General features: G+C 66.2%; 14 protein-coding genes. 2 read left to right on the forward strand and 12 right to left on the reverse strand.

Annotated features, from left to right (window positions below):
• Positions 1-69: 69 nt before the first annotated feature.
• The 12 genes from fusA to ASC55_RS07760 form a co-directional block, all read right to left on the reverse strand.
• Complete coding sequence (fusA, locus tag ASC55_RS07710; protein ID WP_055874155.1) at positions 70-2,184, reverse strand: elongation factor G; 2,115 nt, start codon at positions 2,182-2,184, stop codon at positions 70-72.
• An 87-nt stretch (positions 2,185-2,271) separates the two neighbouring features.
• The gene (rpsG, locus tag ASC55_RS07715; RefSeq protein WP_017201608.1) at positions 2,272-2,742 is read right to left on the reverse strand and encodes a 30S ribosomal protein S7; all 471 of its coding nucleotides are present in this window, start codon (positions 2,740-2,742) and stop codon (positions 2,272-2,274) included.
• A 5-nt stretch (positions 2,743-2,747) separates the two neighbouring features.
• The gene (gene rpsL / locus ASC55_RS07720) at positions 2,748-3,116 is read right to left on the reverse strand and encodes a 30S ribosomal protein S12 (protein ID WP_017201609.1); all 369 of its coding nucleotides are present in this window, start codon (positions 3,114-3,116) and stop codon (positions 2,748-2,750) included.
• Positions 3,117-3,348: 232 nt separating this feature from the next.
• On the reverse strand, positions 3,349-3,996 hold the full coding sequence (locus ASC55_RS07725) for a hypothetical protein (protein WP_055874157.1): 648 nt from the start codon (positions 3,994-3,996) through the stop codon (positions 3,349-3,351).
• 82 nt (positions 3,997-4,078) lie between these two features.
• The gene (locus tag ASC55_RS07730) at positions 4,079-4,564 is read right to left on the reverse strand and encodes a hypothetical protein (RefSeq protein ID WP_235563143.1); all 486 of its coding nucleotides are present in this window, start codon (positions 4,562-4,564) and stop codon (positions 4,079-4,081) included.
• 14 nt (positions 4,565-4,578) lie between these two features.
• The gene (locus ASC55_RS07735) at positions 4,579-5,598 is read right to left on the reverse strand and encodes a hypothetical protein (protein ID WP_055874160.1); all 1,020 of its coding nucleotides are present in this window, start codon (positions 5,596-5,598) and stop codon (positions 4,579-4,581) included.
• A gap of 116 nt (positions 5,599-5,714) precedes the next feature.
• Positions 5,715-5,867: a hypothetical protein gene (locus ASC55_RS17605; RefSeq protein WP_164743708.1), complete on the reverse strand. Its 153-nt coding sequence runs from the start codon at positions 5,865-5,867 to the stop codon at positions 5,715-5,717.
• 71 nt (positions 5,868-5,938) lie between these two features.
• On the reverse strand, positions 5,939-6,595 hold the full coding sequence (locus ASC55_RS07740) for a hypothetical protein (protein WP_055865594.1): 657 nt from the start codon (positions 6,593-6,595) through the stop codon (positions 5,939-5,941).
• Positions 6,592-6,924 carry a PadR family transcriptional regulator gene (locus ASC55_RS07745; protein WP_055865598.1) on the reverse strand — a complete coding sequence of 111 codons (333 nt, stop codon included), beginning with the start codon at positions 6,922-6,924 and terminating at the stop codon, positions 6,592-6,594. The genes ASC55_RS07740 and ASC55_RS07745 overlap by 4 nt, the downstream gene beginning before the upstream one ends.
• An 88-nt stretch (positions 6,925-7,012) precedes the next feature.
• A complete protein-coding gene (locus ASC55_RS07750) occupies positions 7,013-7,951 on the reverse strand; it encodes a sugar ABC transporter permease (RefSeq protein WP_055874163.1) in 939 nt (312 codons plus the stop codon).
• Position 7,952: 1 nt separating this feature from the next.
• Positions 7,953-9,557, reverse strand: coding sequence for an ABC transporter permease subunit (locus ASC55_RS07755; RefSeq protein ID WP_055865601.1), 1,605 nt, complete (start codon positions 9,555-9,557; stop codon positions 7,953-7,955).
• Between the two features lie 67 nt (positions 9,558-9,624).
• The gene (locus tag ASC55_RS07760) at positions 9,625-10,833 is read right to left on the reverse strand and encodes a sugar ABC transporter substrate-binding protein (RefSeq protein WP_055874165.1); all 1,209 of its coding nucleotides are present in this window, start codon (positions 10,831-10,833) and stop codon (positions 9,625-9,627) included.
• A gap of 184 nt (positions 10,834-11,017) precedes the next feature.
• Between ASC55_RS07760 and ASC55_RS07765 the strand changes: the two genes are divergently transcribed.
• Together ASC55_RS07765 and ASC55_RS07770 are read left to right on the forward strand one after the other, a co-directional pair.
• On the forward strand, positions 11,018-11,449 hold the full coding sequence (locus ASC55_RS07765) for a hypothetical protein (RefSeq protein WP_055874168.1): 432 nt from the start codon (positions 11,018-11,020) through the stop codon (positions 11,447-11,449).
• A gap of 13 nt (positions 11,450-11,462) precedes the next feature.
• The gene (locus ASC55_RS07770; protein WP_017829222.1) at positions 11,463-11,951 is read left to right on the forward strand and encodes a YajQ family cyclic di-GMP-binding protein; all 489 of its coding nucleotides are present in this window, start codon (positions 11,463-11,465) and stop codon (positions 11,949-11,951) included.
• The last annotated feature ends 441 nt before the right edge of the window (positions 11,952-12,392 follow it).

The raw sequence follows: 12,392 nt of genomic DNA on the forward strand, positions 1-12,392 counted from the left end.
GTTGTAGGTGACCTGGGAACCCCGCGGCGCTTCGCGGTGCTCGGCGCCGCGGGGAACCCAGAAGGGTGATTACTCGCCCTTGGTCTTCTGGACGATCTCGTCGGCCACAGCGCGGGGAACCTCAGCGTAGCTGTGGAACTCCATGGAGTAGACGGCACGACCCGAGGTCTTCGAGCGCAGGTCGCCGATGTAGCCGAACATCTCGGACAGCGGAACCTGTGCACGGACGACCTTGACGCCTGCGGCGTCTTCCATCGACTGGATCTGGCCACGACGCGAGTTCAGGTCACCGATGACGTCGCCCATGTACTCCTCAGGAGTACGGACCTCGACGGCCATCAGCGGCTCGAGCAGCACGGGGTTGGCACGGCGCGCGGCCTCCTTGAAGCCCATGGAGCCCGCGATCTTGAACGCCATCTCCGAGGAGTCGACGTCGTGAGCCGCACCATCGACGATGGTCGCCTTGACGCCGACCATCGGGTAGCCCGCGAGCACACCGACGTTCATCGCGTCCTGGAAACCGGCATCGATCGAACCGATGTACTCACGAGGGATGCGACCACCGGTGACGGCGTTCACGAACTCGTAGGTCTTCTCGGAGTCGAGGTCGAGCGGCTCGATGGTGAACTGGATCTTTGCGAACTGTCCAGAACCACCGGTCTGCTTCTTGTGCGTGTAGTCGTGCTTCTCGACGGTCTTGCGGATCGTCTCGCGGTACGCCACCTGCGGCTTGCCGACGTTGGCCTCGACGTTGAACTCGCGCTTCATGCGGTCCACGAGGATGTCGAGGTGCAGCTCGCCCATGCCCTTGATGGTCGTCTGACCGGTCTCGGGGTTCAGCTCCGTGCGGAAGGTCGGGTCCTCTTCAGCGAGCTTCTGGATGGCGACACCCAGCTTCTCCTGGTCGGCCTTGGTCTTCGGCTCGATCGCGACCTCGATGACGGGCTCGGGGAACGTCATCGACTCGAGGACGACCGGAGCTGCCGGGTCGGTCAGGGTGTCACCGGTGGTGGTGTCCTTCAGACCGATGACCGCGTAGATGTTTCCCGCGGTGACCGAGGGGACCGGGATCTCCTTGTTGGCGTGCATCTGGAAGATCTTCCCGATGCGCTCCTTCTTGTTCTTGGTCGAGTTGATGACCGCAGAACCGGAGTCCAGGTGACCCGAGTAGACGCGCACGTAGGTGAGGCGACCGAAGAACGGGTGCACCGCGACCTTGAACGCGAGGGCGGCGAACGGGTCATTGGCGTCGGGGTGACGCTCGATGATCGTGTCGTAGTCCTTCGGGTCGTGCGCCTCGATCGAGCCCACGTCGAGCGGGTTCGGGAGGTAGTCGACGACCGCGTCGAGCATCGGCTGGACGCCGCGGTTCTTGAACGCGGAACCGCAGAGCACCGGGTAGATCTCCGAGGCGACGGTCAGCTTGCGGATCGCACCCTTGATCTCGGCGACCGTGAGCTCCTCGCCACCGAAGAACTTCTCGAGCAGCGCGTCATCGGTCTCGGCGACGGTCTCGAGGAGCTGCTGACGGTACTCCGCAGCCTTCTCCTTGAGGTCTTCCGGGATCTCCTGGATCTCGTAGGAGGCACCCATGGTGACGTCACCCTTGGAGTCTCCGGCCCACACCAGTGCGCGCATCTCGACCAGGTCGACGACGCCGATGAAGTCGCTCTCCGCGCCGATCGGCAGCTGGATCACGAGGGGCTTGGCGCCCAGGCGGTTGATGATCGTGTCGACGGTGAAGTAGAAGTCGGCGCCGAGCTTGTCCATCTTGTTGACGAAGCAGATGCGCGGGACGTTGTACTTGTCGGCCTGACGCCAGACGGTCTCGGACTGGGGCTCGACGCCCTCCTTGCCGTCGAACACCGCGACAGCACCATCGAGGACGCGGAGCGAGCGCTCCACCTCGACCGTGAAGTCCACGTGGCCGGGGGTGTCGATGATGTTGATCTGGTTCTTGTTCCAGTAGCAGGTCACGGCGGCAGACGTGATCGTGATGCCGCGCTCCTTCTCCTGCTCCATCCAGTCGGTGGTCGAGGCGCCGTCGTGCGTCTCGCCGAGCTTGTGGTTGACGCCCGTGTAGAACAGGATGCGCTCGGTCGTCGTGGTCTTGCCGGCATCGATGTGCGCCATGATGCCGATGTTGCGGACCTTGCTCAGGTCCGTGAGCACGTCTTGTGCCACAGGAGTGTCCTTATCTTTTGGAGCAGTCGTACTGCGAAGAGGGGGTGCCCGCCCCTCGGCGAGTGGCCGAGGGGCGGGCGAAGCTGTTTACCAGCGGTAGTGAGCGAACGCGCGGTTCGACTCGGCCATCTTGTGCGTGTCCTCGCGGCGCTTGACCGCGGCACCCAGGCCGTTGGAGGCGTCGAGGATCTCGTTCTGCAGACGCTCGGTCATCGTCTTCTCACGACGGCCCTTCGCGTAGCTCACGAGCCAGCGCAGAGCGAGCGTGTTGGCGCGGTGAGGCTTGACCTCGACCGGCACCTGGTAGGTCGAGCCACCGACGCGGCGGCTGCGGACCTCGAGCGTCGGGCGCACGTTGTCGAGCGCCTTCTTCAGCGTGGCGACGGCGTCCTGACCGTTCTTCGCCTCGACGCCGCGGAGGGCGCCGTAGACGATCGACTCGGCCAGCGACTTCTTGCCGTCGACGAGGATCTTGTTCACCAGCGAGGTGACGATCGGTGCGCCGTATACCGGGTCGTTGACGACGGGGCGCTTCGGGGCGGGTCCCTTACGAGGCATCTAACTCAACCCTTCTTCGCGCCGTAGCGGGAACGAGCCTGCTTACGGTTCTTGACTGCCTGGGTGTCCAGGGCGCCACGGACGATCTTGTAACGCACACCGGGGAGGTCCTTGACACGACCGCCACGCACGAGCACGAGCGAGTGCTCCTGCAGGTTGTGACCCTCACCGGGGATGTACGCGGTGACCTCGGTGCCGTTGCGGAGCTTCACACGAGCGACCTTGCGCATCGCCGAGTTCGGCTTCTTCGGGGTGGTGGTGTAGACGCGGGTGCAGACCCCGGCCTGCTGCGGGTTCGACTTGAGCGCCGGTGCCTTGGTCTTGGTGACCTTGGGCGAGCGACCCTTGCGAACCAACTGCTGAATGGTTGGCACGTTCTCTCCTCATAGTGCTGCACGGTGACAGCGTGATGGGTTTCACATCATGACCCACCGGCACGTCGGAACCGACGAGCTTTTGGTGTGATGGGTATGCCGTGGGGGCGGACCGGCAGGTGCCGGCGCCCAGCGCACACGCAGAGGCGTGCACACACCTGATCAAGTGTAATGCCGCGTAACCTGACGGTCAAATGAATGCCCCTCCGACCGTGTGCGTCGGCCGCACACGTCAGGGCAGGTCGGGGTCGAACGGCGAGTCCAGCGACTCTGTGAGCTCGGCCAGCAGTGCCTCGATCTGCGGTTCCACATGCTGCGAGATCGCGGCCTGGATCGAGATGCGGTGCCGCAGCAGGATGCCGCAGATCTCGCGTCCGACCATGTTGGCGTACTCGTCGGCGAGGGTGACCTCCTGCCGGAGGGCGACCTTGGCTTCCTCCGTCAGCGGAGGAAGAGCGGGCAACTCGGCGGCGGAGTCGTCGGCCAGCCCGGCGATGGTGAACAGGAACGGAGCCCCTGGTACAGGGTCGGGGTCGAGGGGCAGACCGTCGAACTCGGGATCGAGATCCTCGGCCGGACGGTAGCTGCGAGCGCGGTTGCGCGCGGCCTGCTGATCGAGCTCGCGCTGCAGCATCGGCAGATTCCGTGCGGTGTACTCCGCAACGGCGTGATCGACGATGGTCTTGATCCGCGTGGACAACCCGTGCTGCACGCCGTGCGGCACGTTCGCCCCGATGCCGGCTGCCGAGAGGATGGGCGATCCGAGACATCGGCGACACGGCGCGACGCGACCACGGTGGGTGGCCGGCTCCCAGCGCGGCACCCAGCGCAACCATGCCTCGACGGCCTGGTCCACCTGCGTCTCCAACGAACGCTCCACCCCACCAGCGTACGGCGCGTCGCCCGTCGCCGTCGCGATTTCCCGCTCCCGGCGGGGCGGGAGGGGAACGATCACTCGCGGGTCACTCGTCGTCGTCGCGCTCCCACGGCCACCGCGGATGCTCGGCACGGGTGCGACGCAGCGCGATCCCGCCCCACGCGGCGATCAGCGCCGCCAGCACGAGCACCGCACTCGCTCCCCCGCGCACGAGATGACCTGCGACCGCGGTTGCGAGCACGAAGCTCCCCGCGGCGATGAGCACACCGACCCATACGGCTGTCAGATGGACGAGACCTGCGACCAGGGCGATCGCGATCGTCGCGACATACGACGGCTGTGGTCGACGCAGCGTCGACCACAGCATGAGCGCGAACGAGACCACGGCGGCCAGCATCCCGATCACCCCAGGCGTCTGTCCGAGGTCCGGTACCGCGATGATGTCCGTGTCGGTGGCGATGCTCAGCGCTCCGAGCCCGAAGACCGCCAGCGCGAAGAAGCTGATGGTGGCGAGCACGACCGCCAGGACAGCCGAAACCCCCGCGGACTCGGGTCCGCGGGGGTTCGGCATGGTGGAGTTCGTGATTACCTCGACAGCGTCGGGCCGGCTTCGAGGGTGCGCTCGTACTCGCGCTGCGCCTCGGCGTTCAGCTCGGTCTTGCGGGCACCGCTGCGGGCGACCCAGGCCCCGAACCAGATGGTCAGCTCACGGGCGAACACGAAGGCCGCGATCGCGAGCGGGGCGAGCAGCTGCTCTCCGACGAGGTCGAGCCCCTGACTCGCGCTGAGCTTCCAGAACGGCGCCTCGAACAGCTGGCCGAGGATGTGTCCTCCATAGGCGATGACGCCGACGATGATGCCGAAGACGACCCAGAGTCCCCAGCGACCGCGGTTGATGATCGCACCGAGCAGCCAGAAGCCGAGGAAGAAGACCACGACGGGCGTCCAGAATCCCCAAGTCGTCAGCGGAGCGATCGCGGTCTGCCCGATGTTCTCCCCGGTCACATCACCGGAGATCGCGCCGAGCCCCAGCGCCGCACCGAGGTACAGCACCGCGAAGACGAGCGTCGCGAGGAGTCCGATGGCTCCCGCGGTGCCACGGTTTCCGCGGTCGCGGGGCGGCTCGGGAGCCTGCACGAAGATGGGCTGCGGCTGTGCCGCGGCTGCAGCGACCAGCGGTTCGGACGGCACGACGCGCGTGTCGGCCTCATCGCCGTACTGGGCGTAGGCGGCACCCGCCATGCCCGACTGCTCATGACCGAACGCGACGGGCTCGCCGATCACCGGCTCAGGGAAGAAGGAGGAGGACTCGGCGTCGGCGCGCGTCCTGACCTCGTCGGCGTTGTCGTTCGACGCGACGGACGCAGCGGGGGTCACTGCCGGGGGCGGCGACGCGAAAGTCCCGGGGTGATCGCGCTCGGCCTCTTCGAACGCAGCGAGGTCGGGATCGACCGGCGCAGCGGCGGGCTTCTCCTCCACGCCGTCGTTCGAACCGGGAACATCCGCACCTGCGGCAGCGGCGGCATCCAGACCCGCGTTCGCACTGCCGACGACGTCGTCAACGTCAGCCGGCTTCTCGGGCTGGGGAACGTCGGGGTCACTCATGGGGTGCGCCTCTCATCGGATACGTGCATTGTGAGGGTACCTCCGCGCGAACGGCCGCTCGCGGAGGCGTGCCGACGTGTCGTCATACGCGAGGACACCGCACTGTCTCTTGGGTTTCAGGGGAGCGCGTTGCGCAGTGCATCACCGGCGAACTGCGCGAGCACGGGAACAATCGGCAGCGACAGCCACACCAGGGCTCCGATGATGGCGACGCACACGATGCCGGCGAACCAGCTCATCCCGAGGTTGCGACCACCCACGCGTGCCATGCCTCCACGCTACGACCGAACGGTGCGAGAGCCCGGGCGCAACGCCGACAGCGGCGGTTGCTCCGCGGCAGTCAGCGCGCGACGCGACCGCGCAGGCGCCAGAGCAGCCAGAGACCCGAGAGCGGGATGAGGAGGATGCCGATTCCCGCGAGACCGCCCCAGATCATGTCGTACCACGCAGGAAGCAACGGATTGTTGGCGGGCGGCGGGGTTCCTGTTCCCGAGGAGCTGCCGCTCGATTCCCACGCGGAGATGGTGACCATCGTCGAGATGACGAGGATCGACAGACCGCCCGCAACGAACGGCACGACGATCGCCACGACCTTCTCCCCCGTCTTCCAGAGCGAGCTCAGACTCACGAGCACGGCACCGACGAACCACCCGACGATCGGCACGACGATCCCGCCGAAGCTCAGCGTCAGAGCCGCGGCGATCGCGAACCCGCGCGTGGACGTCGTCGACGGACCCGGTGCCGACGGTGCGGACGCGGTCGTCGGCACCGCGAGAGGCGAACCCGCCGGCAGCTCGGCCTGTGCCTCGCGGACGATCGCGCCGGGATCGCCGAGCTGAGCGATGCGCACGGCCGTGGCTTCGGCGTCGAGCCCCTGGAGCTCTTCGACGATTCCCCCGCGGATGTCCGTCGCGATGCCGTGCGGCAATCCGCGCATCGCCTCATCGAGTCGTGTGAGGAAGTCCTCTCGCAGGGCGACAGCGGTGGTTTCGGTCATGATCGTCCCTCTCCGACGATGCCCGTGACGACACGGGCGAACGGTGCCCACTGGGCGCGGAATCGCTCGAGCTGATCGACGCCGACCTCGGTGAGCCGGTAGTACCTGCGCACCGGGCCCGACTCGGACGGCTGATCGAACGTACTCACCCAGCCGTTGTCACGCAGCCGCCCCAGCAGCGGATAGAGCGTGCCGATGCTGGCGATCAGGCCGGCGCCGGTGAGAGCCTCAGCCAGCTGCCATCCGTACATAGGCTCCCGCGCGAGCAGGCCGAGCACGCAGTACTCGACCACTCCCTTGCGCATCTGGGCGCCGACATCGGCTGTCATGCATGACAAGGTAGCATGCGAGACAAGAGAGCGGGAGAACCGCCCGCGCGGCTGCGGGCGTCGCCGAGGCGACACCCGCAGGAAGCGCTCAGCCCTTGGTCGCTCCGGCGGTCAGCCCACCGACGATGTACTTCTGCAGGAAGAGGAAGAGGATCATCACCGGGATCGCCGCCATCACCGCACCGGCGGAGAAGGCCGACCAGTCCGCGTAGCGCGGGTTCGCCACGAGCTTGGTGAGTCCGACGACGAGGGTCTGCTGGTCCACGTCGACGAGCATGACGCTCGCGATCACGTACTCGTTTACCGTGCCGATGAACGACAGGAGCCCGACCACCGCGAGGATCGGAGCGACCAGACGCAGGATGATCGTGAAGAAGATGCGCGCGTGACCGGCGCCGTCGATGCGCGCCGCCTCGTCGATCTCCTTCGGGATTGTGTTGAAGAAGCCGTACATCAGGTACGTGTTCACCCCGAGCGCTCCCCCGAGGTACACCAGGATCAGACCGGTGTGGGTGTTCAGACCGATCGCGGGGAACCAGTCCCCCAGTGTCGACATGAGCAGGAAGATGGCGACGACGGCGAGCAGCTGCGGGAACATCTGCACGACCACGATCGTCACGAGCCCCACACGGCGCCCAGCGAACCGCATGCGCGAGAAGGCATATGCCGCGCAGGCACCGATGAAGACGGTGACCGCTCCGGTGACCACCGCGATCAGCAGCGTGTTGAGGAACCACGTGCCGTAGGGGTTCTGCGGGTCGCTCAGGATGCGCACGTAGCTGTCGATCCCGATCGCGGAGAACAACTGGTTCGATCCCGTCAGCGTCCCCTTCGGGTTCAGCGAGGCGGAGATCACGTACAGCAGGGGGAACAGGGCGAAAGCACTCACGGCGATCGCCACGAGGTGGCGCCATCCGGTGTCGGCGAACCAGGCGCCGAAGCTGCGACGGCGGGGGGCGAGGCTCTGCACGCCGTCGGTGGAGCGAGTGGCGGCGGATCGCTCGGTGGTGGGGCTGGTGGTGCTCATGTCAGTTCAGCTCCTCGAGGGCCTTGGTCTTGCGGAAGCTGATGATCGAGATCGTGGCGACCACGATGAAGATCAGGATCGTGAAGGCAGAGGCCAGACCGTAGTCACGCGTCTGCCCCGTGAAGGCCACCTTGTAGACCATCGAGATGAGGATGTCGGTGTGCCCGACGGGGATGGACACGTCGCTGAAGCGCGGGCCCCCCTTGGTGAGCATGTAGATCAGGTTGAAGTTGTTGAAGTTGAACGCGAAGGACGAGATCAGCAGCGGTGCGACGGTGACCAGCAGCAGCGGCAGCTTGATCCGGCGGAAGACCTGCCACGGGTTCGCGCCGTCCATCACCGCGGCTTCGTTCACATCCTCGGGGATGCCCTGCAGGGCGCCCATGCAGACGAGGAACATGTACGGGAAGCCGAGCCACAGGTTCACCAGCAGCACCGACACCTTCGCGAGGGCGGGGTCGGTGAGCCACGGGATCTCGGCCCCGCCGAAGATCACCTGGTTGATGAAGCCGAAGCTCTCGTTCATCATTCCGGCCCAGACGAGCGCCGACAGGAACGCGGGGAACGCATACGGGAGGATCAGGATGATGCGGTAGCCGTTGCGGAACCGCATGCGGGTGTTGTTGAACACCAGGGCCAGGAGAAGGCCGAGGAAGAACGTCGTCGCGACCGAGATCAGAGCGAACGCGAACGTCCAGAGGGTGACCGAGATGAGCGGTCCGCGGATGGAGGAGTCGGTGACGGCGCGGATGAAGTTGTCGAAGCCCACGGTCGTCTGCCAACCGGGGAGCAGCTGCTCGCCACCCTCGGCGGTGAAGGCCCCGTCGCCCGTATCGGAGTAGACGGTCCCTGTCGTGGTGTCGGTGATGGTGTCTGCGGCCTCGTCGTACTCCAGCGTCGAAACGTACAGGTAGCCCTTCTGCCCGTCCGGGGCGCGCAGGCTGCCGTCGTTCGGGTCGTCGCTGAACGGCACCGACAGCTTCTCGAGCTCTTCGGAGAGCGTGAAGACGGTCGCGAGCGGAAGCGTGGTCCACCCGTCGACGGCGACGGCCGTGCCGTCTTCGAACCGGGCGTCGACCTCTTCCAGCGGCTGTTGCGCTGTACCGAGGAGCGCGTCGCCGGATTCCGGGTCCGTCACGAGCAGACCGTAGGTGCCGAACTGCTCGACGACCGTCACGGGGTAGGTCGGCGAGTCCTCGACCCGCTCCTGCGCCGAGGCGAGGAGGGAGGAGATCGCCTGGTCCTTGGTGCCGTTGTGGCCGGTGCCGTAGTTCGTGAACCCGATGTACCCGGTGTAGAGCAGCGTGAACACCTGGAAGATGACCAGGAAGATGATGCCGGGAGTGAGGTACTTCGCGGCGATGCGCTTGCGGGAGAAGTAGATGTAGTTGACGAGGACGGCGACCGCCACGACGATGCCGAGGATCAACCACTCCCGCTGAGCGAAGAGCACGAAAGCGGCGTAGAGCGCGATCGCGTCGACGACGGCCAGCAGGAGGATCTTCAGCAGCATCCAGCCGATCGGTCCGGATGCGGCCTCCGCGATCTTCGCGGCCTGGCGCTGACGTCTGGTCGGAGGAGCTGTGCGCTCGTCGGTGTCTGTCATGTCATCCTCGTCATGATCCTGCCGGGGCGGGCGAAGGCCCACCCCGGCAGAGTCCGTGTTCTGGCTGTTACTTGATCGCGGCGGTCACGTCGTCGACGAGCTTCTGCCACGTCGTCGCCGGGTCTTCGCCGTTGATGATCGCGGCCTCGGCCACGCCCCAGAACTCCCAGACCGCGCCCATGGCCGGGATCGCGGGCATCGGCACCGCGTCGGCGCCGACGGCCTGGAAGCCGGCGATGATCGGGTCGGCGGCCGCGGTGTCGGCGGCTGCGGTCAGGGCGGGGAGGATGTTGCCGGCCTTGAACAGGTCGAGCTGCACGTCTTCGGTGCCGATGTAGTTGACGAGGAAGTCGTTCGCGGCGACCTTGTTCTTCGACTCCGAGCTCACGAAGAAGCCCTTCACGCCGGCGAACGGCGAAGCGGTCTCACCGGTCGGGCTCGGGATCGGGTCGATCGCGACGTTGATGCCCGCGTCGGTTGCCGCGCCCACGTTCCACGGACCGGTGAGCCAGAAGGCCGCGGTGCCGTCGAGGAACTGCTGCTTGGCGATCTCGCCGTCGACGTCGGTGTTCAGAACACCCGCAGCGCCCTGTGCGCCCAGCCAGTCCGCGAACGCGAAGCCGCCCTCGCTGCCGAGCTGGAGGTCGGTGGAGTCGTAGCTGCCCGTGTCGTCAGTGCCGAACACCGGGGCGCCGAACGCCGTCTGGAACGGGTAGAGGTGGTACGGGTTGCCCTCGGTACCCTGCTCGACGACGAAGGTGCCCTTCGAGAGCATGTCGTCGAAGCTGGTCGCGGCGGCCGGAACCAGGTCGGCGTTGCGCAGCACCGCGATGTTCTCGACGGCATACGGGAGCATGTAGACGGTGCCGTCGTACGTGGCGGCCTGCAGCGCGACCGGGAGGTAGTCCTCGGAGCTGTCGCCGAGCTCGATGGGTGCGACGACGCCGTTCGTGGAGAGCTCGCCCAGCCAGTCGTGCGCGCCCATGACGATGTCGGGGCCCTTGCCGGTCGGAACCTGCTGGATGAAGTCGTCCTTCATGTCGTCGACCGACTTGCCCGTGAGCTCGACCTTGACGCCGGTCTTCTCCTGGTAGGCGTCTGCAGCGCCCTGCAGTGCGTCGACGCGCTCAGCGTCGACCCACACGACCAGCTTCCCGCTGTCGTCGGAGCCGGAGGTGTCGTCGCTGCTGGTCCCCGTGGAGCAGCCGGCAAGCGTCAGAGTCGAAACGATGGCGATCGCGCCCGCGGCGACGATGCCCCTCTTGTTCACCTTCATTGGTGTGTGCCTCTCTCAGTGCTGATCACCTGCAAGGACTGCAAGCGCTTACAGTATGCATCGAAATCAGCGGCGTTTGCAATGAGAGAAGGCGTTGATATCAACCCGTGATAGAGAACAGAGCGCTGCTGGGATGTGAAAACGCTTCCATGAGGCGGGAAAACGAGACCCGTAGACTGCCGGAATGACTCACGGTTCGCACCGCATCGCCCGGATGACGACAGGTCTCGTGCTGGCGCTGTCGGCGGCCGCACTGAGCGGGTGCACCGCGTTCACCACGGACTACGCGGTGCTGGAGCGCGATGTCGAACCCGCGGACGCGTTGCCGGACGCGTTCATCGAGCAGGACTCCGGCGACGTCGCCGAGCTCTCGTCTGCGCGGTTCGTCGGCGAGCATTCCGGCAGCTCGCTGTGGGTGCTGCGCGGGGTCGACCAGGGAACGGTCTGCGTGCTCGCCTACCGGGACGAGACAGCGGGAATCATGGCGTGTGGCGGCGAACGCGGCCCCGTGGAGATGAGCGGCCCGGCCGGTCATTTCGTGCTGGTCCCCGACGACTACCCCACGCCGGAGGGAGCCACCCGGATCTCCGACAACGTGTACGCCCTGAGCCCCTGAGTAGGATGAAACCATGGCTGACAGCTCATTTGACATCGTCTCGAAGGTCGACCACCAGGAGGCGGAGAACGCCCTGAACCAGGCCCGCAAGGAGATCGAGCAGCGCTACGACTTCAAGGGCACGGGTGCGTCGATCGCCTGGAGCGGCGAGAGCATCCTGATCATCGCGAACACCGAGGAGCGGGCCAAGGCCGTGCTCGACGTGTTCCAGTCCAAGCTCATCAAGCGTGGCATCTCGCTGAAGAGCCTCGAGTCGGGTGACCCGTTCGCCAGCGGCAAGGAGTTCCGCATCGTCTCGACGCTCAAGGACGGCATCTCCTCGGAGAACGCGAAGAAGATCAACAAGATCATCCGCGACGAGGGCCCCAAGGGCGTGAAGAGCCAGATCCAGGGCGACGAGCTGCGCGTGCAGTCCAAGAGCCGCGACGACCTGCAGTCGGTCATCGCGCTGCTCAAGGGCGCCGACCTCGACCTGGACCTGCAGTTCATCAACTACCGGTAACCCACCGGGACATATCGAGAGAGGGGGTCGAGTGCAGCGCACTCGCCCCCCTCTCTCGTCATTGTTGGATTGCATACTGATATATGGGTTTAGGTACCCAAGACTGGAAGCGGTCGACTCGATGCGACCGATGACGCGAACGCCGCGTGACGCACTGCCGTCGTAGGGCTACGCGATTTCGGGATTGCGAGCTTGCCCTCGTGGGGACGAGGCCGCGGCAGTTCCATGCGCTCGCGTCTTCGGTGGCCGGCGGATGCCCAGCATCCGCCGGCCACGGAACCCACGAGCACGAAGAACACGGGCACGACGAGCCCACCTGAGCCACGATGCGCGCCCCCACGCGGACTGCCGACTCAGGTGGGGGATATTGGCATCCGACGCGACTTCATGATGTAGTTGCCCTCCCGGGCGAATCATGGGGCGCTCGGGATCAGAAGGGCA

The sequence above is a fragment of the Microbacterium sp. Root322 genome, from assembly GCF_001425645.1.
Lineage (GTDB): Bacteria > Actinomycetota > Actinomycetes > Actinomycetales > Microbacteriaceae > Microbacterium > Microbacterium maritypicum.

Coding starts and splice junctions, on each gene's coding strand:
- rpsG (WP_017201608.1), bottom strand. CDS start 2,742: ATGCCTCGTAAGGGACCCGCCCCGAAGCGCCCCGTCGTCAACGACCCG.
- ASC55_RS07730 (WP_235563143.1), bottom strand. CDS start 4,564: ATGCCGAACCCCCGCGGACCCGAGTCCGCGGGGGTTTCGGCTGTCCTG.
- ASC55_RS07735 (WP_055874160.1), bottom strand. CDS start 5,598: ATGAGTGACCCCGACGTTCCCCAGCCCGAGAAGCCGGCTGACGTTGAC.
- ASC55_RS17605 (WP_164743708.1), bottom strand. CDS start 5,867: ATGGCACGCGTGGGTGGTCGCAACCTCGGGATGAGCTGGTTCGCCGGC.
- ASC55_RS07740 (WP_055865594.1), bottom strand. CDS start 6,595: ATGACCGAAACCACCGCTGTCGCCCTGCGAGAGGACTTCCTCACACGA.
- ASC55_RS07745 (WP_055865598.1), bottom strand. CDS start 6,924: ATGACAGCCGATGTCGGCGCCCAGATGCGCAAGGGAGTGGTCGAGTAC.
- ASC55_RS07750 (WP_055874163.1), bottom strand. CDS start 7,951: ATGAGCACCACCAGCCCCACCACCGAGCGATCCGCCGCCACTCGCTCC.
- ASC55_RS07755 (WP_055865601.1), bottom strand. CDS start 9,557: ATGACAGACACCGACGAGCGCACAGCTCCTCCGACCAGACGTCAGCGC.
- ASC55_RS07760 (WP_055874165.1), bottom strand. CDS start 10,833: ATGAAGGTGAACAAGAGGGGCATCGTCGCCGCGGGCGCGATCGCCATC.
- ASC55_RS07765 (WP_055874168.1), top strand. CDS start 11,018: ATGACTCACGGTTCGCACCGCATCGCCCGGATGACGACAGGTCTCGTG.
- ASC55_RS07770 (WP_017829222.1), top strand. CDS start 11,463: ATGGCTGACAGCTCATTTGACATCGTCTCGAAGGTCGACCACCAGGAG.